The organism is Novosphingobium sp. BL-A-28-Hi1-0D (genome assembly GCF_055521755.1).
In genome coordinates, this window is record NZ_CM145502.1 from 2,971,116 (window position 1) to 2,995,698 (window position 24,583).

Sequence of the window (24,583 nt, forward strand, 5' to 3'; positions counted from 1 at the left end):
GGCCTTGCCGACTCTCGTGGGCTTCGCCAGAGCCACATGCGTGAGCGCAAATATCGTCATCGGCGCCGACCGGTCCGGCGCCCCCGTCAGGATCGACGTCGAGGAACTGCTTGCCACCCGCCTGCTGGTGCAGGGCAACAGCGGGTCGGGCAAGTCGCACCTGCTGCGCCGGTTGCTGGAGGAAAGCGCCAGCATCGTCCAGCAGGTGGTAATCGATCCCGAAGGCGATTTCGTCACGCTGGCCGATGCATTTGGTCATGTCGTCGTCGATGGTTCGGCATATGACGGCGCGGAAATCGCCAAGCTTGCCGCCCGTATCCGCAAGCATCGCGCCTCGGTGATCCTGACGCTCGATGGGCTGGAACTCGAAGCACAGATGCGCTGCGCCGGCGTGTTCCTCAACACTCTGTTCGATGCCCCGCGCGACGAATGGTATCCCGCGCTGGTGGTGGTCGACGAAGCGCAGATGTTCGCACCCGCTGCAGCCGGCGACGTGTCCGACGAAGTGCGCCGCCTCAGCCTTTCGGCCATGACAAATCTTATGTGTCGTGGCCGAAAGCGCGGACTGGCAGGCGTAATCGCCACGCAGCGCCTTGCAAAATTGGCCAAGAACGTGGCGGCAGAAGCGTCCAACTTCCTGATGGGCCGCACCTTTCTCGACATCGACATGGCACGCGCCGCCGACCTGCTCGGCATGGAGCGGCGGCAGGCCGAGACGATCCGCGATCTCGAACGCGGTCACTTCCTCGGACTTGGTCCGGCCATTGCCCGTCGTCCGGTCGGCGTGCGCATCGCCGATGTCCAGACCCGTGCGCGCAATGTCATCCAGGGCTTGATGCCGCTTCCTAATGCGGGCGGGGCGGAGATGGAATCGATCCTCCTGTCCGAACCTTTGGCTATGGAACCTGTGCCGCGCCCGCCCGAGCCAGAACTGGTCGTGCCTGAGAGCGGCGAACTGCTTGAGCAGATCGAGGGTTTCGTGCCTGCCGCCGAACAGGTCGAGCCTCCGGTTGCACCAAGCCTGTTCGAGGCCGAGGAAACTGCCGCCAGCATTGCCTCGATCCTGACGGAAATGGCCGCCGAGCCGGACTGTACCTTCCAGCCCGCCGCGCAGCTCTATCAGGACTTCACGGTGCGCTGCCGGATGCTGCGGATATTACCGGGCATGGACCTCGGGGCCTTCCGGCGTCGCTTTGCCATGGCCGTGGCTGGCATCGCGGACGACAAGGCTGCTGAATGGCAGGACCTCCTGCGCATCGGCAAGGACGTGCCCGACGACCTGCTCGCTCCGTTCCTCACGCTCGCGCGCGCCGCTGTCGATGGCGCACCGTGCCCCGATGATGAGCGCCTTGCCGAGATCTACGGCACGCGCTCTTCTGGCCGCATCCGCCGACTGCTCGAGCACCTGGAGAAGAGCAACCTGATCGTCGTGCGTACCGATTACGGTGGCAGGCGCTCGGTCGGCATTCCGGCGCTGGGCCTGACCACAGCGCCGGTCGAGGCCTGAAGCCTTACTCCACGCTGTAGAAGTCGATCACGACACTGTCGGGCTTGCGGATGCCGCGGGCAACGAACACTTTGCGCCGAAGCCACTCGTAAGCGCCAGCCTTGACCGAGAATCGTGGCGTCGTGCGGAAATAGTAGGCCGCCGGATCGACGTTCTCGCCCTTGGCCAGCTTCTCGATGACCTCAGGTGTTGCCGTGCGCACACCTGGGTTCGTCACTTCGATGACAGTGCCGTCGGTGGTCTTGAGGAAATAGCGTGCCTCGATGCTGGTCAGGCCGCCGGGCAGAATGACCTGCCAGTCGCCGCCGCCGGGAAGCACTTCGCCGACCAGCTTCGGTCCGCTGACGGTACCTCCGGTAATCGCGATGAAGCGCTTGCGTCCTTGGTCCACTTCACCTTGCTCGATAGCGGGCGCCAGCGTTGCACGCACTGAAAAGGCGTAAGTGAGCGTCGGTGCGGGCGCGTTCGGGCCTTCGTCAGCGTGAAGTGGCGATCCCAGTGTCAGCAGCGCTGTTGCGAAAAACAAGGCATTGAAATTCAATATTTTTCTCCCGTCGCAAACGGCGTTGGCACGTCGATATCGCAGAGTGACAGTCCGCAGATTCACGGCCCACAAGCTTGTCGGATTACAAAAGGCTTTGCACTCTTTGTATGCTTTACTAATGGAAATTCCGTTCGCCGCGCGCTTTCCTCCCGGATTTGAGAATTTTGCCGAAAGCTGCGCGCATTTTGCGTTGGAAGGACCATCCGTGGCCACGGCAGAGATTACCCGTCAGTCCGTCGTCCCCGAGCTTGATCTCGACGACCTCGACTCCGTTCTCGGGCTGCACATCGGCACGGTCAACACGCTGTTCGTGAGCCGGCTTGAAAAGCGGCTCGATCCGCTGAGCGTCACGCCCAAGCAGGTCGCGATCCTCTGGCTGGTCAATGCCAATCCCGGCGTCAAGCAGACAGACCTTTCGCGCTTCTTCCAGATCGAACGACCCACCGTTCACCAGTTCGTGCGCCAACTGATCAAGAACGGCTTTTTGCTCAACGAACCATCCAAGCTCGATCGTCGTGCCGGTGGCCTGTGGCTGACCGATGAAGGGCGCGAGGTTCTCGCCAAATCACGTCAGGCCATTGCCGAACACGAAGAGCAGTTGACCACCGCGTTGACGTCACGTGAAAAGTCCGAACTCTTCCGCATACTGATGAAGCTCTATCTCTCGGCTCCGGCCAAGGATTGACGTTCAGGCTCGGGACATCACATCGTCGCTATCCCGCAGCGATGTTCAAAGGATTCCCTTCGATGAAGCAGTTCTTGCCCGGCGTTGTTGCGGCCGTTGCCCTTGCTGCTGCGGGTGGCGCGATGGCGCAGTCTGCAGGCAGCGCGGCGGGTGATCCTGTGCGGGGCAAGTCGGTCTATGCGCGCTGCGCGGCCTGCCATGATCTCAATACCGGTGCGACGCGATTGGGTCCTTCGCTGAAGGGTGTTGTCGGGCGCACCTCCGGCACGATGCCGAACTTCAATTACTCGCAAGCCTTGAAAGACAAGGCCGTCGTTTGGGACGCTACGTCGCTCGACGCATTTCTCTCAGGTCCTTCGAAGTATGTGCCCGGCAATCGCATGGCCTTTCCGCCGCTTGCCAACCCTCAGGATCGGGCAGATCTGATCGCCTTCCTGCAGCAATCGGCTCGTTGAGTCCCAAGTCCGTTACCAATCACTGCAAGCCCTCGGATCCTTCGGGATACGAGGGCATTTTTGTGCCGGGAGAAATGAAGCAATCATATATGATCATTCTTGATCGTTTATGCGCATGATGCTATCGACACTGCGACGGCGCGAGAGTGCGCCGATTTGTCTGCAGGGATGCCATGAACGCCCACACTCCGATTGCCGCCGCACTGCCTTTTGCCGTTCCGTCCAGCCGGTGGGACGATACCGTTGCGGTTTCGCTATCGCCCGCAGAACTGCTGCTCTACCGCTCGAACCTGCTCGGTTCAGATCTCACGGTCACCAACTTCGGCGGCGGCAACACGTCCGCCAAGCTTGAGGAAATTGACCCGCTGACCGGCGAGAAGGTCGAGGTCCTGTGGGTCAAGGGATCTGGCGGCGACATCGGCTCGATGAAGCTCGATGGCTTTGCCACGCTCTATCAGTCCAAGCTTTTGGGACTCGAAGCGCACTATTCGGGCCCTGACGACGACGACAAGATGGTCGGCTTTCTGTCGCACTGCACGTTCAACCTGAATGGTCGTGCCGCGTCGATCGACACGCCGCTGCATTCGCTCCTGCCGTTCGCGCATGTCGATCACGTCCACCCCGATGCGATCATCGCGCTGGCAGCTTCCTCGGGCGGCGAAGCGGCGACGCACGAAATCTGGGGCGGGAAGATCGGCTGGCTGCCATGGAAGCGTCCCGGTTACACCCTCGGCGTGATGCTGCGCGATTACGTGAAAGCCAATCCGCACGTGGAAGGCGTGATGCTGGCGGGCCACGGGATCATCTGCTGGGCTGATAGCGCCAAGGCCTGCTACGAACACACCGTCCAGCTGATCGCCGATGCCGCGAACTATCTGAATGGCAAGGTGGCAGGCAAGCCTGCCTTCGGAGGTCAGGCTGTTGCGGCCAACCCAGATCGCGCCGTCATCGCTGCCGACCTCATGCCTCGCCTGCGTGGTTTCATGACCGGCGCACGACAGAAGCTGAGCCATTTCTCGGACGATGCAGAAGCACTGGAGTTCGTCGGCAGTGTCGATTTCGAGCGCCTTGCCGCACTCGGAACCTCATGCCCCGATCACTTTCTGCGCACCAAGATCGCCCCGCTGACGCTCGATCCGGCAAGGCTGCAGGATGATGCCTATCTCGAGCAGAAGATCGCGGACTATCGCGAACTCTATGCCGCCTATTACCAGCGCTGCAAGCGGCCCAACTCGCCTGCAATGCGGGATTCCAACCCGGTCGTCGTGTTGGTGCCCGGCGTCGGTCGCATCACTTTCGCCACCGACAAGACCACCGCGCGCCTTGCTGGTGAGTTCTACGGCAACGCCATCAACGTGATGCGCGGGGCTGAAGCCATTGGCGAATACATCGCGCTCGACGAGCAGGAAGCCTTCGATATCGAGTACTGGCTGCTCGAAGAAGCCAAGCTACAGCGCATGCCCGCGCCCAAGCCGCTGGTGGGCAAGATCGCGCTCGTGACTGGCGGGGCAGGGGGCATCGGCGCCGCCTCCGCCGCACGCCTGCTGCGCGATGGAGCCTGCGTCGTTCTGGCTGACCGTGATGCTGCGGCGGTCGAGGACGTACGCGCCGGGTTCGCAGGGCAGTTTGGCAAGGATGTCGTGCGCGCTGCCGTCTGCGATGTGACCGACGAAGCGCAGGTCCAGGCCGCGTTCGATCTCGCCGCGCGCGAGTTCGGCGGCCTCGATATCCTCGTCGCCAATGCCGGAATCGCCAGCTCCGCCGCGCTTGAGGACACCACGCTCGAGCTGTGGAACCGCAACTATGACGTACTGGCGCAGGGCTACTTCCTTACCAGCCGCGCGGCCTGGCCGCTGCTCAAACGGATGAAGGGGCAGGGCGGCGCATCTGTCGTGTTCATCGGCTCGAAGAACGGCGTCGCCGCCGCCACCAATGCCAGCGCCTACGCCTCGGCCAAGGCCGCTGCGAACCATCTTGCGCGTTGCCTCGCCCTTGAAGGTGCGCCCCACGGTATCCGCGTCAACGTCGTCAACCCCGACGCGGTGATCAAGGGCAGCCGCATCTGGGACGGCGACTGGCGCAAGGAACGCGCAGGGGCCCACGGCATCGACAGCGGCAAGGAACTGGAAGAGCACTATCGCCAGCGCTCGATGCTCAAGCGCGATGTGCTGCCCGAGGACATTGCCGAAGCCGTCTATTTCCTCGCTTCGGACATGAGCGCAAAGTCGACCGGCAACATGATCAACGTCGACGCCGGGAATGCGCAGGCTTTCACGCGCTGACGCCTTCGTCAGAGGACAAGGCAATGAAAAAGAAATCGTTTGTGGCAGCATTGGCGCTTGGCATTGCAGTCCCGGGCTTCGCGCAGAATGGCCCGCCACCGTCGGTCCCGGTTGCTGCTCCGGCTGAGCCGGATGCTATTCCGCTTTACGGTGACAAGACTCCCGGCTCGGCGGCCACGGAGCAATGGGTCAAGTTCATGGGCCGCGATCTTGCTGCTCGCAACGTGACGCGGCCTACCATAACGCCGGTTCTGCCGGATCCGGCCAAGGCCACCGGTGCCGCTGTCGTGGTCGCGCCGGGCGGTGCATTCATGATCCTCGCGATGGATCACGAAGGCTGGAACGTCGCCCGGGCGTTGGCGGATCGCGGCATTGCCGCATTTGTGCTGAAGTACCGCCTCAACCCGACCCCGAAGGACGAGGCCGAGGCCGGAAGGTACATGAGCGAGGCGCTGATGAAGGAAGTCGGCCGTCCGATGGCGGGTGACCTTCTCGGCAAGTCGATGGCGCCTGCCGATGGCAAGGCCGCCATTGCCTGGGTGCGCGCCAATGCGGCGAAGTACGGCATTGATCCCGCGCGCGCCGGCATGATGGGTTTTTCAGCCGGCGCGATGGCCACGCGCCGGGTTGGCCTTGATGCCGATACACAATCGAGGCCTGCGTTCCTCGGCTACATCTACGGTCCGCAGGACGCCGAGCCCGTACCCGCCGATGCACCACCGATGTTCGATGCGATCGCGCTCAACGACAGCCTGTTTCCCAGCAAGGGTTTCGCAATCGCGCAGAGCTACCTCGAAGCCAAGCGCCCGGTGGAGATCCATGGCTACCAGACCGGCGACCACGGCTTCGGTCTCGGGGTCCCGGGTACGACCACCACTTTGATGATCGACGAATTTACCGCGTGGCTGCGCATGCAGGGCTTCCTCACGCCAAAGGAAAGCAAATGACCCTTCCTATCTCCGCCGACCTGATTGCCGAGCGCAATGCTGCCCATACCGTGGCCCTGGAAGACGACTACGCCGCGCTCGGACGCAAGCTCTCGCGCTCCGGAATCGACATCGATGCAATCAAGGAGCGCGTGGCGGGCTTTTCAGTTGCGGTACCGTCATGGGGTGCAGGGCGGGGCGGCACGCGCTTTGCCAAGTTCCCGATCCCGGGCGAGCCGACCAACATCCACGAGAAGCTGGAGGACTGTGCCGTCATCCAGCAGCTTGGCCGCGTGACCCCGCGCGTCAGCCCGCACTTCCCGTGGGACAAGGTTAGCGATTACAAGGCATTGCGCGAAGAGGCCGCGAGCCTCGGTCTCGGCTTCGATGCGGTCAATTCCAACACCTTTCAGGACCAGCAGGGCCAGGCTCACACTTACGCCAACGGATCACTCGCCGCGCAGGATTCCGCCACGCGCCAGCAGGCTGTAGATCACAACATCGAGTGCATCGAAATCGGCGTCCAGCTTGGCTCCACCGACCTTACCGTGTGGGTCGGCGATGGGACCAACTTCCCCGGCCAGCAGGATCTAGGCCGCAGCCTCGACCGTTATCTGGAGGCCGCCTCGAAGATCTACGCCGCGCTGCCGGATGACTGGCGCATGTTGCTCGAACACAAGATGTTCGAACCGGCTTTCTATTCGACTGTCATCAGCGACTGGGGCTCTTCCATCCTCACCGCGCAGGAACTCGGCCCCAAGGCCAAGTGCCTGGTCGACCTTGGCCACCACGCGCCCAACGTGAACATCGAGCAGATCGTGGCGCGCCTCCACCGCTTCGGAAAGCTCGGCGGCTTCCACTTCAACGACAGCAAGTATGGCGACGACGATCTCGACAGCGGCTCGATCAACCCGCACCAGCTGTTCCTCGTATTCAACGAACTGGTTGAGGCGGAACTCAACCCTCGGGATGGCTTCAATCCCAGCTACATGATCGACCAGTCGCACAACGTGACCGACCCGATCGAATCCATGCTGTCGTCGGCGGAAACGATCACTCAGTGCTTCGCAAAAGCGCAACTGGTCGACCGCGAGGCCCTTCATGCAGCGCAGGCATCGAACGACACGATGATGGCCTTCCAGGCCCTGCGCCGCGCCTACAACATCGATGTCGCCCCTATCCTTGCCAAGGCAAGGCTGGAAGCGGGCGGGGCGATCGACGTGCTCGAAGCCTATCGTCTCAGCCAGTACCGCAGCCGCAAGGCGCAGGAGCGCAAAGCGGTCGGCCTCGGTGCCGGCATCGTCTGACGTTTGAAAATCAAAAGAAAATCGGAGAGAGCAGCATGACCATTCGCCGGGGCCTGACGGTCGCCACGATCCTCGCCACGACCACGTTGCTCACTCCGGCAGCATATGCCCAAAGCGCCGCGCCTGCGCAGGCGGCTAGCCCTGCTGACACCCTCGAACAGCAGTTCCAGGATCCGCCGATGGAAGCGCGCCCCCGCGTCTGGTGGCACTGGATGAACGGCAACGTCACCAAGGACGGCATCGCCAAGGACCTCGCGTGGATGAAGCGCGTCGGCATCGGTGGTCTGCAGAACTTCGATGCCGGACTCGATACCCCCCAGGTGGTCGACAAGCGCCTCGTCTACATGACGCCCGAATGGAAGGACGCCTTCCACTTTGCCGCCACCGAAGCCGACCGGCTCGGCCTCGAACTTGCGATTGCCGCCTCGCCGGGTTGGTCGGAAACCGGCGGGCCTTGGGTCAAGGCCGAGGATGGGTTGAAGAAGGTCGTCTGGAGTGAGACGCGGCTAAAGGCGGGGAAGCGCTTCACTGGCAAGCTCGTGCCGCCGCCTACTGCAACCGGCCCGTTTCTCGACATGCCGATCTCCGATCCGCTTGCAGCGCTGACGGGCGAGCATGGCTTCAAGGCACCGGAGCATTACCGCGACATCGCTGTGTTCGCGTTACCAGATATTGGCACCTTCGAAGCGGTGCCGACGTATGCTTCGGCCGGCAAAGCGCTCGATGGCGCGGTCTTGTCCGACAGTTCTCTCCTCAGCGGTGTGACTGTCCCGCGCGGAACGCCAGAAGCGCCGACTACTCTGACCGCGACCTACGCAAAGCCACAAACCATTCACTCTGCAACCATCGCCATTCCCGGTGCCAAGGGCATTTTCTCCGGCCCCACCGTCGCAGCCAGTCTCGAAGCGAGCGATGACGGGCAGACCTGGCGCAAGATTGCGGATTTCCCGATCACCGCCGCGCCTTCGACGGTCGGCTTCGCACCGGTAATCGCGAAAGATTTCCGTCTTGTATTGGCCCCGTTGCCGTTCAGCGGCTCCAACATGGGCGATCCCGCGCCCGGCCTTGCACCCGCCGGTGGCTTTGTCGAGATGATGGCCGCCGCCGCCAGCGCGCCCTTCGACATCCGCCAGTTCCGCCTCTCGTCCGAACCGCAGATCGACCAGTTCGAAAGCAAGGCCGGATTCGCAGTCGTGCAGGACTATGACGCCCTTTCAGTTCCAGAGAGCGGCACGATCGGCATCGATCCAGCCAAGGTCATCGACCTGACGTCGAAGCTCAAGAGCGACGGCTCGCTCGATTGGACGCCGCCCAAGGGCAACTGGCGCATCATCCGCCTCGGCGCGAGCCTGCTAGGGACTACCAACCACCCTGCGCCGCCCGAAGCCACGGGACTCGAAGTCGACAAGTTCGACGGCGCTGCCGTGCGCCGCTATCTTGAACACTACATCGGCATGTATCGCGACGCCGCCGGGCCCGACCTGATCGGCAAGCGCGGGGTGAGGGCGATCCTGACCGATTCAATCGAGGTCGGCGCAGCGAACTGGACGCCGAAGATGGTTGAGCAGTTCAAACGCCTGCGAGGTTACGATCCGACGCCGTACCTTCCGACCCTGGCAGGCGTGCTCATCGGCACTCGCGAACAGTCGGATCGCTTCCTTCGTGATTACCGCCAGACGCTGGCCGATCTTATGGCGTCGGAGCACTACGGCACAGTCGCCAAGGTCGCGCATGAGAACGGGCTGAAGGTCTATGGCGAAGCGCTGGAAGACAACCGCCCCTCGCTTGGGGACGACATCGCGATGCGGTCGCACGCGGACGTGCCTATGGCGGCGCTGTGGACATTCAGCCGCAAGACCGGCCCGAACCCCAGCTATATCGCGGACATGAAGGGCGCGGCCTCGGTCGCGCATATCTACGGCCAGAACCTCGTAGCGGCAGAATCAATGACCTCCGCGCTCGCCCCATGGACTTACGCGCCCAACGAATTGCGGCGGATCATCGACCTCGAATTTGCCAGCGGTATCAACCGGCCTGTCGTCCACACTTCGGTGCACCAACCGGTCGACGACAAGGTGCCGGGCATGTCGCTGATGATCTTTGGCCAGTTCTTCAACCGGCATGAAGCTTGGGCGGAACTGGCCCGGCCATGGGTCGACTACATGGCGCGTTCCTCGCTGCTGCTGCAGGCAGGTCGCAACGTTGCCGATGTTGCCTACTTCTATGGCGAAGAGGGCCCGATAACCGCGCTCTACGGCAAGAAGCCCATCGCAGACGCGCCCAAGGTCCACGCATGGGACTTCATCAACCGCGATGCGCTGTTCGATGCGGTCGAAGTGCAGGGGGGCGAAGTCGTCAGCAAGGGGGGAGCGCGCTACAAGGCGATCCAGCTTGGCGGGTCGTCGCAGAAGATGACCCTGCCCACGCTGCGTCGTCTTGCGGCACTGGTCGAGGCCGGGGCCACGCTTGTCGGCAAGGCACCGGTTGCATCGCCAGCATTGGGCGATGATCCGGCCGAGTTCGCGGCGCTCGTCGGCAAGCTCTGGAGCGGTGCTCCGACGACAAGGGTCGGCACGGGTCAGGTCATAGCATCTTCGTCGATCGATGAGGCACTGGCAGGCGCGGGGGTGGCGCCTGACCTCGTGCTTGCCGGCAAGTCCGATGATGCCGAGATTCTGTTCGTACACCGGGCGGTCAGCGATGGCGAAGTCTGGTTTCTCAACAACCGCAAGGCGGCGGCGGAAACCGTAGAAGCCCGCTTCCGCGTCACAGGCAAGCAGCCCGAGTTGTGGCACGCAGACACCGGCCGCACCGAAGCCGTCTCCTACCGCATCGAGAACGGCCAGACGATCGTGCCGCTTGACCTCGAGCCGGAAGGTTCGGTCTTTGTCGTGTTCCGTAAGCCTGCTGTGGCCGATGCGTTGGCGATCAAGAAGCTCGCTCCCGTAACCTTGTCGACCCTTGGGGGTGCGTGGAAAGTCGCCCTGCAACCCGGTCGCGGCGCGCCCCCGTCGCTTACGCTGCCCAAGCTCGCATCGCTGACGGATCAGGCCGATCCGGGGGTGAAGTACTTCTCCGGCCTTGCCACCTATTCGTCGACATTCACCTTGCCCAAAGGCGCGAAGCCCGGTCAGCCGCTGTGGATCAACCTCGGCGAGGTCGGCGAGATCGCCGAGGTTTCCGTCAACGGTCGCCACGCCGGATATGCCTGGCACAAGCCCTATCGCGTCGATGTCTCGGCCTTCGTGAAGAAGGGGGAAAACGCCATCGAGGTCAAGGTTGCCAACCTCTGGGTCAACCGCCTGATCGGCGATGCGCAAGCTGGCGCGACGAAAGTAACGTGGACCGCGATCCCGACGTACTCCGCTGATGCCCCGCTGCGCCCGTCCGGCTTGATTGGTCCGGTGACGCTCGAAGGGCAGAGGTGAACCGAGGCAGATAGTGCCACGCCCGAAAGGTGGGTGCCCTCACGGTTATTGGCGTAGCCAAAATCGAAGCATACCATGTCGAAGATACATATCGCGCCCACCTGGATTTCATGGGAATGCGTCGGCTCAGCAATTAGAGCCTGACGGGTCGCACACAGGCAATTTCGCCACACGCCCGGTCCTGCTGAGGAGACGGGCGTGTGGCGCCCAATCTGGAAATTCCGGGTTGGCCGGACGCGTCACGTTCGTCGCAGCAATCGTCCACTGACGGCAACTCCTTTAAGCCAGCTTCCCTGTGCCGCATTGCGCCGTGGCAGCGCGTGTCCGTGCATACGGAGGCGCCTGAACAGGTAATTCTACCGCCCACGTTGACATTCGCGCGCGAGTGTTCATGTCTTTCCCATGCTTTCGCAAAAGACGCGATACTCGATCCGGGCTCTGCAACACCTTGCCGACACCTTCGGCCAGGGGCCGGTGCGCCTGGATGCGATTGCCGAAGCACAGAATATTCCGCGCAAATTTCTGACCGTGATCCTTTCGGAAATGGCGCGCGAAGGCATCGTCATTTCGCATCGCGGCAGGGATGGTGGGTACGAACTCGCGCTTCCGCCGGTCGACATTCGCTATGGCGACATTATCCGACTCACTCGCGGGAGCCTCGCGTTGGTCCCTTGCGCCGCACGCAACGCCCATGAGCACTGCACAAATTGCCTGCCCGAGGCCGAGTGCCGCCTGCGCGGTCTCATGCTGCAACTTCGTGACGAAACGGCCGCGATTCTCGACAGGATTACCCTTGCCGATCCGATCGCGGTCGAAGCGCCCTTCGCCGAGGCGTAAATCGCAGTAACTTCACTTGGCGTTCAGGAACCGGCTGGCTATAGGGTCGGCATGAACGTCCTCGACATGCGCCGCTCCATGCGCTTCGCCGTCCTTGCTGCAGCCACCGTCGCCATGGGCGTCACTGCCGGTTGTGCAGGCGGCGGAAACAAGAAGAAGGACGTGGCCTACGTCGCGCGTGACGTTGATACGCTCTACACCGCTGCCAAGGACCGCCTCGATCGCGGCGATGCCAAGCAGGCCGCCGCGCTCTTCGATGAAGTCGAACGCCAGCATCCCTATTCGCCCTGGGCCCGCCGCGCCCAGTTGATGAGCGCGTTCAGCTATTACGCAGCGCGCGACTATTCGAAGTCGGTCCAGTCGGCGCAGCGCTTCCTGTCGATCCACCCCGGCAACAAGGACGCCCCTTACGCCTACTACCTCGTCGCGCTGTGCTATTACGAGCAGATCTCGGACGTTACGCGTGACCAGAAGATCACCCAGCAGGCGCTGACCGCGATGAACGAGCTGGTCCGCCGCTATCCCAACACCGACTATGCCGCCGACGCGCGCCTCAAGATCGACCTGATAAACGATCACCTTGCGGGCAAGGAGATGGAAATCGGGCGCATGTACCAGCGCAGCGGCAAGTGGCTCGCGGGCACCTTGCGCTTCCGCACGGTCGCGGAGAAGTACCAGACCACCAGCCACGCGCCCGAAGCTCTCTATCGTCTGGTGGAAAGCTACCTGACCTTGGGCCTGCCTGAGGAAGCGCAAAAGGCTGCTGCAGTCCTCGGCACCAACTATCCCGGCAGCAAGTGGTACGAGCGCTCCTACGAGCTGATGAACAAGTACGCTCCGGGCACCAAGGCGGTCTGAAGCCGGTCTCTCAGAAGCCGTAAACCAGCGTTAGCCTGCTGGTCGTGTCCGTTCCCAGCCGCCCTAGTTCCGGGGCGGTTTCGTGCTGCACCATGTACGATAGCCGTGCCTTGAGCTTGCCGATCAGACGCGAATCGAGCGCGGCGAGCGTGTAGAACGTGCTGCCCTGCGCATCTACATATGCACTGGCATCCTGGCTGTACTCGAGGCCAGACCCGAGCTTCACCTTGGCTTCCAGCGAGGCAAGACCTGCCACGACCGATTCTCGCTCGCCACCGACAGCATTGGTGACGCGCCATGCCGGCCCTGCCTTGATGCTCAGCTTCGCGCCTTCGTCCTTCAGCACGCTGTAGCCGAGGCCTCCCGAGATGCTGTAGCGCGAAGCAAAGCCCTGAAAGCGGTCCTGCTCATACTGGCCGAGCCCGTAGAGATAGCCGCGGTCATCGAACTTGTAGTTGGGTTCGGCAGAGAAGCGGTACTGCTCGCGCGTCACCACGCTGTCAGTTTCCTGATAGTCGGCCCGTGCCGTCGTGCCGACCCGCCAGTTCGCCCCTTCGACTAGCAACTTGAACCCGCCGACCAGTCCGATCCCCGGTGCGTTGCCGGTGTTGGCAAAGGCCCCGGCCTCGCCTTCGCCGGTCCATTTGACCGCACGTGTCTGCGCGGGCGTCTTTGCGGCGGAATCTGCGGTCTTGAACGGCTCAGATGTGACAAGAGCGGGAGCCGAAACCAATCGCGTCGCCTTCCACGTGGCGACGCGCTGGTCTATCGCTTCTCCCGCCGCGGGGTAGGCGCGGCGTGCAGCGCGCAGCACCGCGTCGACTTCGGCCTGATCGCCCGAAGACAGCGCTGCGTCGATCATTTCGGCTACGCCCGCTGGCAATGCAGCATCACCGGCAACTGGTGTTGCCGCAGCTGCGACGAGGGTTGCCGAAAGTCCTGCAATGCCAATCATGTGTGAGACCGTTCCATCGCGCGCCCTTAACACGCGCGTGCTCGGCCTTTCTACCGCTTTGTCGGCAATGCTCTGTTATCATGAGGTAATCGTGATGATGGTCAGGCGTGTTCCATCTCCTTGACCGGTTCGACGGCTTGGCTCACCGCTGCGAGAAACTGGTCGGTCGCACGGTCCCAATTGTAGCGCGCGCCTTGAACCGCTGCAGCGATCCGGTCGCAGCGCAGCGCTTTGTGGATGGCGAGCGCAAGGTCTTCGTCGACCGCACCGATCTGCATTGGCAGGTCGTCGGCGGGGCCACGCCCCCTGGCACCGACAACATCCAGCGGACCCGGCACGGGATATGCCGCGACGGGCAGGCCGCAAGCCAGGGCCTCGATCATCACCAGACCAAACGTGTCGGTCCTGCTCGGGAAGACGAAGACATCCGCCGAGCAATAGGCACGTGCCAGTTCTTCTCCATGCCGTGCGCCAAGGAACACCGCTTCGGGAAAGCGCGCTTGTAGCCGCGCCAGATCCGGCCCGCTGCCAACGACTACTTTCGTGCCCGGCACGTCGGCCTCGAGAAACGCCACAAGGTTCTTCTCGATCGCCACCCGGCCGACGTTCAGCATGATCGGTCGCGGCAAGTCCGCCAGCTCGGGCAGCGGCTCATGCCCCGGCACGAATAGATCCCGGTCGATGCCGCGAGTCCACAGCCGCGTCTGCGTGATTCCCTGTTGAGCCAGTTCGTCAGCAAGGCTTGGCGTGGAGACCAGCACCGCCCGGCTCGGCCCATGAAATCGGCGCATCAACGGCCAGAAGCGGTTTACGCTCAGGCCTGTGCGCACAGCTGCATATTCCGGGAATCGCGTGTGGAAGGCACTGGTGAACGGCACGCCGTTGGCCTTGCACCAGCTCCGAGCGCTCCAGCCGATCGGGCCTTCGGTGGCGATGTGGACCACCTCGGGCGCGAAGTCTGACAGCGTGCGACGGGTGCCGAAACGCGGCAGCATCGCCAGACGGATCTCGCTGTATCCAGGCAACGGCATCGTGCGAAACTGGCTTGGAGTGACCAGCTCAACCTCGTGACCACGCGCGATGAGCCGGTCGACCGTCGCTGCCAGCGTGCGGACAACACCGTTGATTTGCGGGTGCCAGGCGTCGGTGCAGATGGCGATCCTCATGCGGGTTCCTCCTCAAGTTGCGGGATGGGCTTGAGTACAGCCTTCAGCGCCACGGTCCGGCGCGTTTCCTCGGCCCAGTCGATGATCGACATCGCACCATCGAAATCTTCAGCCAAAGCCGTGCAGCTTTCGACCCAGTCGCCGTCGTTGTAATAGGTGATGTCGCCGATTTGGCGGATCTCGGCGCAGTGGATGTGGCCGCAGACCACCCCGTCAACGCCCATGTCGCGCGCCGCGTGCGCCACGGCTTCCTCGAAGTCGCAGACGAACTGGACCGCGTTCTTTACCTTCTTCTTGAGATAGGCCGAAAGCGACCAGTACGGCATCTTCATCCGGCGGCGCACCGCATTGAACAGCACGTTCGCCCGCAGCAGCAGCGAATAGGCTTTGTCGCCGAGGAAGGCGAGCCAGCGGGCGTAGAGCACCACACCGTCGAAACCGTCGCCATGGGTCACCAGCAGGCGGCGTCCGTCCGCGGTCACGTGGATCGTCTCCAGAGCCAGTTCCACCCCGCCAAAGCTCATGCCGGCATAGGGGCGCAGCATTTCGTCGTGATTGCCGGCGATGAGGATCACCCGAGTGCCGCGATGCGCCATCTTGAGGATTCTGCGGATGACTTCGTTATGCGCGTCGGGCCAGTACCACCCCTTGCTCAGCCGCCATCCGTCGACGATGTCACCGACAAGATACAGCGTCTCGCATTCGATGGCGGTTAGGAAATCCAGCAGCAGCGCGGCGTTACAGCCACGCGTGCCAAGGTGGACGTCGGAAATCCACACCGTGCGGTACTTGCGCTTGGGCCGGAAGCCGCGTGGTTCGGGCAAGTCGAGCCACGCGGGAGCCGAGGAAACCAGATCGGCGGCGGATTTGAACGGCGACTTGCCGTCTAGCTTCGCACGGGATGCCATCAGCGAACCTTTCTCCATGTCGGATAAGGCCCTGCCGGATTCGCGTTGCGCGCGTGTGGCACTGTGTCACTGCAATGAAACAAGTGGTGAACGAAGACGTCAGCCTTGCGTGGACGAGCGCCACACAACCGGCTAGAGAATCGCGCGATGCTCACCAGCCTGTCGATCCGCAACGTCGTACTCATCGAGGCGCTCGATCTCAGCTTTGCCGGCGGGCTGGGCGTGCTGACGGGCGAAACCGGCGCGGGCAAGTCGATCCTGCTCGATGCCCTTGGCCTCGTGCTCGGCGATCGCGCCGACAGCGGCCTGGTCCGTGCGGGCGAGGATCAGGCCAGCGTCACCGCCACTTTCGAATTTGACCGACTCCCGCCCGCGATCCGCTCCGCGCTTGCCGAAGCCGAAGTGGACGTCGAGCCGGGCGAACCCTTGATCGTCAAGCGCCGCGTCCGTGCCGATGGCGGTTCCAAGGCCTTCGTCAACGACCAGCCAGTCGGCGTCGCCCTCCTGCGCGAGCTTGCCCGCAGCCTTGTCGAACTCCACGGCCAGCATGATGATCGCGGCCTTGTGAATGCCCGCGGACACCGTGCTTTGCTTGACCGCTACGCCGGGGCGGATTCGGGCAGCATCGAAGCGGCTTGGATCAAGTGGCGCCGCGCCGAAGACGCTCTCGAAAGCGCTCGCGCTGCAGTTACCCGCGCTGCCGAAGAACAGGATCTGCTTCTCGCTCACCTCGCCGAACTGACGGCGCTTGCGCCGGTGATCGGCGAGGAAGAGGAACTTGCGGGCCAGCGCGCCGACATGCAGAAGGGCGAGCGGCTATCGGGCGATCTCGTCGAGTTGCAGCGGCTATGGGAAGGCTCGGATTCCGCGCTCGCCACCTTGCGCAGCGCTGCGCGGCGCCTCGATCGCATTGCTGCCGAACACCCCTTGCTCACCGACGCGCTCGAAGCGCTTGACCGTGCCGTCATCGAAGCGGGCGAGGCAGAGGACAAGCTTGCCCGCGCGGCAGAGGCCCTTGCGCACGATCCTGCGCTGCTCGACCGTATAGAAACCCGCCTGTTCGACTTGCGCGCTGCCGCCCGCAAGCATGGCTGCACGGTCGACGAACTCCCCCACAAGATGGCCGAGATGCGCACCGCACTCGATGCCATCGAAGGGGGCGAGGCGCAGATCGCCGGGCTGGAACGCTCCGCGCGCGAGGCTGCCCTCGATTATCAGGCCAAGGCTGAAACGCTGTCGGTGCAGCGCGCCGAAGCAGCCCGCCGCCTGGACAAGGCGGTAGCCGCCGAACTCGCGCCCTTGAAGCTCGACGCCGCGAAGTTCCACACCGCAGTCCTGCGTCTGCCCGAAGACCGTTGGGGTGCTGGCGGCATGGATGCGGTGGAGTTTCTCATCTCGACCAACCCCGGCGCGGATTTTGCACCGCTCGGCAAGATCGCCTCAGGCGGCGAACTCTCCCGCTTCATCCTCGCGCTCAAGGTCGCGCTGGCCGAAGAGGGCGGTGCCGCCACGATCATCTTTGACGAGATCGACCGTGGCGTGGGCGGTGCCGTCGCCAGCGCCATTGGCGAGCGTCTCTCGCGCCTTGCCAGCGGTGGTCAACTGCTGGCCGTCACCCACAGCCCGCAAGTCGCCGCGCGCGGAGACCGGCATTACATGATCGCAAAGTCCTCCGAAGGCACCGTCACCCGTACCTCGGTCGGCCTGCTCGATGCCGCCGCCCGCAAGGAGGAAATCGCCCGCATGCTGTCCGGCGCGGAAGTCACCGCTGAAGCGCGCGCGCAGGCGGACCGGCTGCTTGAGCGCGCATGATGCTCGAACGCCGCATGTTTCTCGGCAGTGCCGCTGCGGCATTGCTCCTGCCCACGAAGGTCATGGCCTTGGAAGAGATCGAGACTGAAAGCGTCTATGCCATTATCGGCCAGATGCTTGCCGCTCCGGGCAAGCGCGAAGAGCTGATCGGCTACCTGGCCGAAGGCAGCGCCACCATGCCCGGCAATCTTGCCTACCAGATCTGGCGCGACAAGCGGGACGAGAGCAGCATCTGGATCACCGAGGTGTGGAAGGACGAAGCCTCGCACAAGGCCAGCCTCGCGCTGCCCCAGGTGCAGGAAGCCATCCGCAGGGCCCGCCCGATCATCGCGGGCTTTGGCGCCCGGGCTGAAGTGGAGCCTGCTGGTGGCAAGCACTGACGTCAACGTGATGCAGAGTACCGCCTTCGACGTTCTTGATCGCCCTGTCTGGAACTCGCTGGGAGGCCCGCAGAAGTCTCTCGATGTCGGGCAAGGCGCTGTGCGCCGTCTCGACCCGGCCTACGGCCCTTTTGCTGCTGCCGAACCGGAGTATGAAGCCGAACTTGCCAAGCACCTTGTCGCTGGAGAAATCTGGCTGGTCGAAACAGTAGCGATGCCGGCACCCACGGGCCTGCAAGTGCTGCGCGAAGCGCCGCTTATCCAGATGATCGCTGACGGGCCGATTGTCCCTTTCGACGATCCCGAGATCGTCCCCCTCGGGTCCGATGATGCGGCAGAGATGGCAGAGTTGGCGCTTGCGACCGAGCCAGGCCCTTGGGCGTCAGAAACATGGCGATACGGCCAGTTTTATGGAATTCGCATCGAAGGAAGGCTTGCCGCGATGGCCGGGGAGCGCATGCGCCCTGCTGCCAACCTTGCCGAAGTGAGCGGCGTCTGCACCTGGCCCGAATTCCGGGGCAGGGGCCTCGCCGCCCGCCTGATCCGCAAGGTCATGGCGGGTATGGCTGCACGCGGGGAAGTGCCCTATCTCCACAGCTACGCGACCAATGCGTCGGCCATTCGCCTCTATGAAAGCCTCGGCTTCCGCCCCCGCCGCGAAATGGTCGCTAACCTCCTTGGACCTGTGCAATGACCGATATCTCCGAAGCCGAAGCCGCCAATGAGTTGATGCGGCTCGCGAGGCAGATCGCCAAGCACAACCGGCTCTATCATGCCGAGGACGCGCCGGAGATTTCCGACGCCGAATACGACGCGCTTGTTCGCCGCAATGCCGAGCTTGAGGCCGCATTTCCGCACCTGATCCGGCCCGACAGCCCGAGCGCGCAAGTGGGCCACGAAGTTGCATCCTCTCCGCTCGGCAAGGTGACGCACGAGGTTCGCATGATGAGCCTCGACAACGCCTTTACCGACGAGGAGGTCGAGGACTTCGTCGCCCGCGTTCGCCGCTTCCTGGCGTTGCCGGAAGGTGCCGAAGTGGTGATGACCGCCGAGGACAAGATCGACGGTCTGTCCTGCTCGCTGCGTTACGAGAACGGCAGGCTGGTCCGCGCTGCAACGCGAGGCGACGGGCAGGTTGGCGAGGATGTCACCGCCAACGTCGCACACATTGCCGACATTCCGCAGGAACTGAAGGGGGCAGGGCTGTTCGACATACCCGCCGTCTTCGAGATTCGCGGTGAGGTATACATGGCCAAGGCCGACTTTCTCGCCCTCAACGCGCGTCAGGCCGAGGCGGGCGACAAAGTCTTCGCCAACCCGCGCAACGCTGCAGCCGGATCGCTTCGCCAGAAGGACGCGACCGTCACCGCCGCCCGCCCGTTGCGCTTCCTCGCCCATGGCTGGGGCGCGGCGAGCGAGGTTCCGGCTGTCACCCAGTTCGAGATGATGCGCAAGATCGCGGACTGGGGCGTGCCGGTTTCGCCTCTTCTCGTGCGCTGCTCGTCGGCGGCAGAGATGGTAGCGCACTATCGCTCCATCGGGGAGCAGCGCGCCGATTTGCCCTATGACATCGACGGCGTGGTCTACAAGGTTGACCGGCTCGACTGGCAGGAACGCCTTGGCTTCGTCGCCAAGGCTCCGCGCTGGGGTATCGCCCACAAGTTCCCCGCCGAACAGGCAGAAACCACGCTCGAAGCTATCGACATTCAGGTCGGCCGTACCGGCAAGCTGACGCCTGTTGGTCGACTCAAGCCGGTGCTGGTTGGCGGCGTAACCGTCACCAACGTCACCTTGCACAACCGCGACGAGATCGGCCGCCTCGGTCTTCGCGTCGGCGACCGCATTGTCTTGCAGCGCGCAGGCGACGTGATCCCGCAAGTCGTCGAGAACCTGACGCGCGACACCCTGCGCGAGCCGTACCACTTCCCCGACCATTGCCCCGAATGCCAGTCCGAAGCCGTGGCCGAGGAAGGCGAAGTCGACGTCCGTTGCACCGGCGGCCTGATCTGCCCCGCCCAGCGCGTCGAGCGCCTCAAGCACTTCGTCAGCCGCGCCGCGCTCGACATAGAAGGTCTGGGCGAGAAGACCATCATAGAGTTCTTCCAGTTGGGCTGGCTCGAGAGTCCCGCCGATATCTTCCGCCTGCGCAAACGCCGCAGCGATATCGTCGGGCGCGAGGGTTGGAAGGACAAGTCGGTCGACAATCTGCTCGCCGCCATAGAAGCCAAGCGCGAACCCGACGCTGCGCGCCTCCTGTTCGGACTCGGCATCCGGCACGTCGGCGCGGTCACGGCGCGGGATTTGCTCAAGCGGTTCGTCACGCTGCCTGCTCTGCGCGACGCTGCAGTCGCGGCGCGCGAAGGCGGCGATGCGACTGCGGACTTGCTCTCGATCGAGGGTGTCGGCCCCGTCGTTGTCGAGGCACTAGGCGACTTCTTCCACGAACCCCACAACGTCGCCGTCTGGGAGGATCTGCTCTCGGAAGTCACGCCGCCACCCTACGTGGTCGAGACCAAGGACAGCGCGGTTGCCGGCAAGACGATCGTGTTCACCGGCAAGCTTGAGACAATGAGCCGCGACGAAGCAAAGGCCCAGGCCGAAGCTCTCGGCGCCCGCGCCGCTGGTTCGGTCTCGGCCAAGACCGACCTTGTCGTTGCCGGACCCGGCGCGGGATCGAAGCTCAAGCAAGCGGCAGCACTCGGAATAGATGTGATCGACGAAGCGGCATGGGCCGAGATCGTCAGACAAGCAGGATAACGACATGCTCGAACAACTGGCTGGAATCGGCGCTGAGGCTGGCGCACTGCTCAAGGCGCGCGAGCAGACGATAGCGGTCGTCGACGGTTCGACTGGAGGCCTGATCTCGGCGAGCCTCCTCGCCATGCCGGGTGCATCGGCCTTCTTCCTCGGCGGCTCGGTGATCTACTCGCTGAAAGGCCGCCGCATCGCGTTGGGCCACGAGCCTGGTTCGCTGCGCGGCTTCACCTCGGCGACCGAACCCTATGCGCTCGCGCAGGCCCGCCTGATCCGCGAGCGGCTCGGGGGCGACTGGGGCATTGCCGAAACCGGCGCGTCAGGCGGCAGCGCACATCCGCTCGGTGTAGCCTCGGGGACAAGTGCGATCGGCCTCGTCGGGCCCGGTGGGATCGAGGCTTCGACCGTCGTCGTCAACGAAAGCGACGACCGCCTCGCCAACATGGTGGTCTTCACCCGCGCCGCGCTGATCCTGTTGCGCGATACGCTGGCGGCTCACTCCACCACGTAGTTCGGCCTGCGCTTCTCGAGGAAAGCCTGCATTCCCTCGCGGAAGTTCGGGCTCGCCGAGGCCATCAGCTGGTTGCGGTTCTCGATTGCCATGGCCGCTTCGAGGCTGGGTGCATCGATGGCAAGGTTCAGCCCTTCCTTGGTCATCCGCAGCCCCATTGGCGAGGCCGCCAACAGGTCGTCGACATAAGTCTGCCCCACCGCTTCGAGCTGGTCGTCCGGCACTACCTCAGAGACGAGTCCGGTCGCCAGCGCGCGCGGCGCATGGATGAAGCGCCCGGTCAGCATCAGTTCGCTCGCCACCGAAGTGCCGACAAGGCGCGGCAGGAAATAGCTGCAGCCCATGTCGCAGGCCGAGAGCCCCAGCTTGATGTAGGCCGCATTCATCTTCGCGCTTTCGCCCGCGATGCGGATGTCGGATGCCAGCACGAACGAGAAGCCGCCGCCGCAGGCTGCCCCATGAACCAGGCTCACGATCGGCTGCGGGCATCGGCGCATCCTGATATAGACGTCCGCGAGATAGCCCTGGAAGCTGTACCCGCCCGCAAATGGAATCTGCTCGCGGTTCTCCGCACGCTCCTTGATGTCGAGGCCAGCACAGAACGCTTTGCCAGCCCCGCGCAGGACCACCACGCGGGTCTCGCGATCATGGAACAGCTTGCCGAAATATTCGCTGAGTTCGTGCACCATCTGCAGCGAAATGGCGTTGAGCACTTCGGGCCGGTTGAGCGTCACCCACTCCGCAGCCCCACGCTTTTCGACAGTGAAGGTCTCGTAGCCCATCTCTGATCTCCCGCTTTAACCGAATGCTTAAGCGAGAGCGCGCGATGCACAAGTGCCTTCGCGCCTTACCAGCGCTTCGACCACTCCGGCAGGACACCGACCCGGCTCGAGCGCACGCGCCCACCAGCCCGCCGCCGCAGCCACAGGATCGACCAGTCGCCTCGCACCATCCGCGCCGCAAGCCGCAAGCCTGCCTTGCGATAGGCGGCGCGCACCGTCGCCTCCTGAGTCTCGAGCAGACCGGCCAGCAGCACGCTGCCGCCGGGCACTACTGCACGGGCAAACTCCGGAGCCAGTTCGACCAGCGGCCCGGCAAGGATGTTGGCGATCAGGAGGTCATAAGGCCCTGCCGCCTCCAGCAGCGGATGATCCATCCCTGCCGCGATGACCATGGCCATGCGACCGCTGCCATCGCCGATTGGCACGCCGTTGTTTGCAGCGTTCTCCGCCACCACCGGCCCGCACACCGCATCGATGTCGCTCGCGATGGCGCGGGCGGTGGGCCACAGGTGCAGGCCTGCGAAAGCCAGAAGGCCGGTGCCGGTGCCGATGTCGGCAAGATTGCGCACGGTCACACCCTGCCGCTTCATGTGGGTGAGCATCGCGAGGCACCCGGCGGTCGTCGCATGCTGGCCGGTGCCGAAGGCCTGACTGGCGGGAATCACGAAGTCGCGCACGCCCGGCTGATTCAGCTGAGGATACTCCGGCGTGTGGACATGGAACACGCCCTCGCGGATCGGCTCGACGCCCTGCTGGCTCAGCGTCACCCAGTCGGTCTCGGGCAGCTTTTCGACATGTAGCTTTGGCGGTGTTCCCTCGAACAGGTCGGCGATGGCGTTCTGGTCGGCCTTGGTCGGCTTGCGATCAAGCCAGGCCTCCAGCTGCCAGTCCTCGGGCTTGTCCTCGGCAATCTCGCTGCCGGCAATGACGATGTCGTGGTCCCAGTCCCAAGCGTCTTCATGCGCGATCAGCGCGGCCTGAATGATGTCGCGCGGGGCGAAAACGGTGACTTTCCAGCTCATTTCGCCGCACTCACTTTGCCATGGCCTTTTCGAGACGGTCGCGCGCTCCGGCCACCAGCGTCTTGCAAGCCTTTGGGTCGTCCAGCGGCTGCTTCCCGCTCATTCGCGCGAACATCTCGCTGGCGGAAGGGTGCGGCGTAAGGAGGATGCCACATTCCAGCGCTTCGACTTGCGCAAAGGTGCTGCGGAACATCGCCACGCGCTCGGGATGATCGGCGAAGCGATAAGTGCCCAGTGGCAAAGCGGTCAGGCTGTCCACGTAAGTGATGGTACGGCAGTCCTGCCCCTGGCACGATTTCCAGTGCCAGCTGGTCGATCCTTCGGTGTGGCCGGGTGTTGCGAAGGCAGTGATCTTGAGGGGGCCGACGCTGAACACGTCACCAGTCTTCAGGATGAAGTCGACGCGGGCAGGGCGGCTGCCATGAATCTCCTGCGCCTGCGGATCGGCAGGGCTGACCTTGCCGCTGCGGATGACCTTCGCCGCATCGGACGTCGCGACGAAGCGAGCGCCTGTCGCCTTCTGCAAAGACGCGAGCCCGCCAATGTGGTCGAAGTGTTCGTGGCTTGAAACGATCAGGCCTATATCCTTCGGATTGAAGCCCAGCTTGCGGATGTTGGCGAGGACTTGGGGCACCGAGTCTGCCATGCCGGCATCGACAAGGATGTGCCCCTGCGGTCCGGTGACCAGAAGCACAGTGACGTTGCAGGTGCCGACGTACCAGACGTTTCCGAAGATGCGGGCAGGCGAGGCAGGGTCGGAGAAGCTTTCCTTACCCTCGCACTGGTGGACGATTGCGCGCGCGGCGGCTGGGTCTGCCGGGGTGAGTGCCGCTGCGGTTGCGGCGGCGAGGACGGCAAGGGTGATGCTCATGCAAGTGCGTCTAGGCACCGTCCTGCGCAAGCGCAACCGGCTGTCCTTTTTTACATCCCGCATACGCTTGCGTGGGCGGTCTTTTCGACTAATAGGACTCGGCATTCATCGCAGGGGTACCCTTGCGTTCCTATACCTAGTCGAGGGGGTATGTTCATGGCGCAGGCGCGCAAGGCACGGCCGATTTCTCCGCATCTCCAGATCTGGCGCTGGGGCCCGGCCATGCTGGTTTCGATCCTGCACCGCGTCACCGGCAACGGCCTTGCATTCGCAGGACTCGGGCTGCTGCTGTGGTGGATCGGTGCTCTGGCAAGCGGGGCGGAAGCCTATCAGACCTTCCTGGACTACGTCTGGCTTGGCACAGGCGGTGGCCTTCAGGCCGTGACGTCGATTCTCGGCAAGGTCGTGCTCGTCGGCCTGACCTGGGCCTTCTTCCAGCACGCCGCATCGGGCATCCGTCACCTGATTCTCGACATCGGCGCAGGCTACGAGCTTGAGACGAACGCCCGCTGGTCGAGCCTGACGATCGTCATCTCGATCCTTCTCACCATCGCATTCTGGGCTTTCGTGCTGCTGCGCTGAGCGCCGGCACG

22 protein-coding genes are annotated in these 24,583 nt (G+C 63.8%); 15 read left to right on the forward strand and 7 right to left on the reverse strand.

Annotated elements, in window-relative coordinates:
• The first annotated feature begins 40 nt into the window (after window positions 1-40).
• Window positions 41-1,507, forward strand: coding sequence for a helicase HerA domain-containing protein (locus ACZ1JW_RS14395; protein WP_465141068.1), 1,467 nt, complete (start codon window positions 41-43; stop codon window positions 1,505-1,507).
• Between the two features lie 4 nt (window positions 1,508-1,511).
• On the opposite strand, the gene ACZ1JW_RS14400 is transcribed toward ACZ1JW_RS14395, so the two are convergent.
• On the reverse strand, window positions 1,512-2,033 hold the full coding sequence (locus ACZ1JW_RS14400; RefSeq protein ID WP_465141069.1) for a DUF3237 domain-containing protein: 522 nt from the start codon (window positions 2,031-2,033) through the stop codon (window positions 1,512-1,514).
• Window positions 2,034-2,241: 208 nt separating this feature from the next.
• On the opposite strand from ACZ1JW_RS14400, the gene ACZ1JW_RS14405 reads away from it, so the two are divergent.
• From ACZ1JW_RS14405 to ACZ1JW_RS14440, 8 genes are all read left to right on the forward strand, one after another.
• The gene (locus tag ACZ1JW_RS14405) at window positions 2,242-2,736 is read left to right on the forward strand and encodes a MarR family winged helix-turn-helix transcriptional regulator (protein ID WP_465141070.1); all 495 of its coding nucleotides are present in this window, start codon (window positions 2,242-2,244) and stop codon (window positions 2,734-2,736) included.
• A 62-nt stretch (window positions 2,737-2,798) separates the two neighbouring features.
• A complete protein-coding gene (locus ACZ1JW_RS14410) occupies window positions 2,799-3,191 on the forward strand; it encodes a c-type cytochrome (protein WP_465141071.1) in 393 nt (130 codons plus the stop codon).
• Window positions 3,192-3,364: 173 nt separating this feature from the next.
• Window positions 3,365-5,473 (forward strand): bifunctional rhamnulose-1-phosphate aldolase/short-chain dehydrogenase, encoded by a 2,109-nt coding sequence (locus tag ACZ1JW_RS14415; RefSeq protein WP_465141072.1) that lies wholly within the window; start codon window positions 3,365-3,367, stop codon window positions 5,471-5,473.
• A 23-nt stretch (window positions 5,474-5,496) separates the two neighbouring features.
• Window positions 5,497-6,420, forward strand: a complete 924-nt coding sequence (locus ACZ1JW_RS14420; RefSeq protein ID WP_465141073.1) for an alpha/beta hydrolase — start codon at window positions 5,497-5,499, stop codon at window positions 6,418-6,420.
• Entirely contained in the window at window positions 6,417-7,706 is a 1,290-nt protein-coding gene (locus ACZ1JW_RS14425) for a sugar isomerase (RefSeq protein ID WP_465141074.1), read from the forward strand. Before ACZ1JW_RS14420 ends, ACZ1JW_RS14425 begins: the two co-directional genes overlap by 4 nt.
• A gap of 35 nt (window positions 7,707-7,741) precedes the next feature.
• Window positions 7,742-11,134 carry a glycosyl hydrolase gene (locus ACZ1JW_RS14430; protein WP_465141075.1) on the forward strand — a complete coding sequence of 1,131 codons (3,393 nt, stop codon included), beginning with the start codon at window positions 7,742-7,744 and terminating at the stop codon, window positions 11,132-11,134.
• A 402-nt stretch (window positions 11,135-11,536) separates the two neighbouring features.
• Complete coding sequence (locus tag ACZ1JW_RS14435) at window positions 11,537-11,971, forward strand: RrF2 family transcriptional regulator (RefSeq protein ID WP_465126105.1); 435 nt, start codon at window positions 11,537-11,539, stop codon at window positions 11,969-11,971.
• Window positions 11,972-12,022: 51 nt separating this feature from the next.
• Window positions 12,023-12,829 (forward strand): outer membrane protein assembly factor BamD, encoded by an 807-nt coding sequence (locus ACZ1JW_RS14440; RefSeq protein WP_465126104.1) that lies wholly within the window; start codon window positions 12,023-12,025, stop codon window positions 12,827-12,829.
• A 10-nt stretch (window positions 12,830-12,839) separates the two neighbouring features.
• Here the strand turns inward: ACZ1JW_RS14440 and ACZ1JW_RS14445 are convergent, their stop codons facing one another.
• The 3 genes from ACZ1JW_RS14445 to ACZ1JW_RS14455 all read right to left on the reverse strand — a co-directional run bounded on the left by ACZ1JW_RS14445 (window position 12,840) and on the right by ACZ1JW_RS14455 (window position 15,858).
• Window positions 12,840-13,784, reverse strand: a complete 945-nt coding sequence (locus ACZ1JW_RS14445) for a DUF481 domain-containing protein (protein WP_465141076.1) — start codon at window positions 13,782-13,784, stop codon at window positions 12,840-12,842.
• A gap of 101 nt (window positions 13,785-13,885) precedes the next feature.
• Complete coding sequence (locus tag ACZ1JW_RS14450; RefSeq protein WP_465141077.1) at window positions 13,886-14,950, reverse strand: glycosyltransferase family 4 protein; 1,065 nt, start codon at window positions 14,948-14,950, stop codon at window positions 13,886-13,888.
• Window positions 14,947-15,858 (reverse strand): UDP-2,3-diacylglucosamine diphosphatase, encoded by a 912-nt coding sequence (locus ACZ1JW_RS14455; RefSeq protein WP_465126101.1) that lies wholly within the window; start codon window positions 15,856-15,858, stop codon window positions 14,947-14,949. The genes ACZ1JW_RS14450 and ACZ1JW_RS14455 overlap by 4 nt, the downstream gene beginning before the upstream one ends.
• A gap of 147 nt (window positions 15,859-16,005) precedes the next feature.
• Here ACZ1JW_RS14455 and recN point away from each other — a divergent pair, with 147 nt between their 5' ends.
• The 5 genes from recN to ACZ1JW_RS14480 are packed head-to-tail and all read left to right on the forward strand — an operon-like array spanning window position 16,006 to window position 21,315.
• Window positions 16,006-17,670 carry a DNA repair protein RecN gene (recN, locus tag ACZ1JW_RS14460; protein ID WP_465141078.1) on the forward strand — a complete coding sequence of 555 codons (1,665 nt, stop codon included), beginning with the start codon at window positions 16,006-16,008 and terminating at the stop codon, window positions 17,668-17,670.
• Entirely contained in the window at window positions 17,667-18,050 is a 384-nt protein-coding gene (locus tag ACZ1JW_RS14465; RefSeq protein WP_465141079.1) for a putative quinol monooxygenase, read from the forward strand. Before recN ends, ACZ1JW_RS14465 begins: the two co-directional genes overlap by 4 nt.
• Window positions 18,037-18,744: a GNAT family N-acetyltransferase gene (locus ACZ1JW_RS14470; RefSeq protein WP_465141080.1), complete on the forward strand. Its 708-nt coding sequence runs from the start codon at window positions 18,037-18,039 to the stop codon at window positions 18,742-18,744. The genes ACZ1JW_RS14465 and ACZ1JW_RS14470 overlap by 14 nt, the downstream gene beginning before the upstream one ends.
• The gene (ligA, locus tag ACZ1JW_RS14475; protein ID WP_465141081.1) at window positions 18,741-20,807 is read left to right on the forward strand and encodes an NAD-dependent DNA ligase LigA; all 2,067 of its coding nucleotides are present in this window, start codon (window positions 18,741-18,743) and stop codon (window positions 20,805-20,807) included. The genes ACZ1JW_RS14470 and ligA overlap by 4 nt, the downstream gene beginning before the upstream one ends.
• Before the next feature lie 4 nt (window positions 20,808-20,811).
• Window positions 20,812-21,315 carry a CinA family protein gene (locus ACZ1JW_RS14480; protein WP_465141082.1) on the forward strand — a complete coding sequence of 168 codons (504 nt, stop codon included), beginning with the start codon at window positions 20,812-20,814 and terminating at the stop codon, window positions 21,313-21,315.
• Here ACZ1JW_RS14480 and ACZ1JW_RS14485 read toward each other — a convergent pair.
• The 3 genes from ACZ1JW_RS14485 to bla form a co-directional block, all read right to left on the reverse strand.
• Window positions 21,300-22,097 (reverse strand): enoyl-CoA hydratase/isomerase family protein, encoded by a 798-nt coding sequence (locus tag ACZ1JW_RS14485; RefSeq protein WP_465141083.1) that lies wholly within the window; start codon window positions 22,095-22,097, stop codon window positions 21,300-21,302. The two genes, ACZ1JW_RS14480 and ACZ1JW_RS14485, sit on opposite strands and share 16 nt — an antisense overlap.
• Window positions 22,098-22,162: 65 nt before the next feature.
• Window positions 22,163-23,119 carry a 50S ribosomal protein L11 methyltransferase gene (locus ACZ1JW_RS14490; RefSeq protein ID WP_465141084.1) on the reverse strand — a complete coding sequence of 319 codons (957 nt, stop codon included), beginning with the start codon at window positions 23,117-23,119 and terminating at the stop codon, window positions 22,163-22,165.
• 10 nt (window positions 23,120-23,129) lie between these two features.
• Complete coding sequence (gene bla, locus ACZ1JW_RS14495; protein WP_465141085.1) at window positions 23,130-23,990, reverse strand: subclass B3 metallo-beta-lactamase; 861 nt, start codon at window positions 23,988-23,990, stop codon at window positions 23,130-23,132.
• 156 nt (window positions 23,991-24,146) lie between these two features.
• On the opposite strand from bla, the gene sdhC reads away from it, so the two are divergent.
• Window positions 24,147-24,572 carry a succinate dehydrogenase, cytochrome b556 subunit gene (sdhC, locus tag ACZ1JW_RS14500; RefSeq protein ID WP_465126092.1) on the forward strand — a complete coding sequence of 142 codons (426 nt, stop codon included), beginning with the start codon at window positions 24,147-24,149 and terminating at the stop codon, window positions 24,570-24,572.
• Window positions 24,573-24,583: the final 11 nt, after the last annotated feature.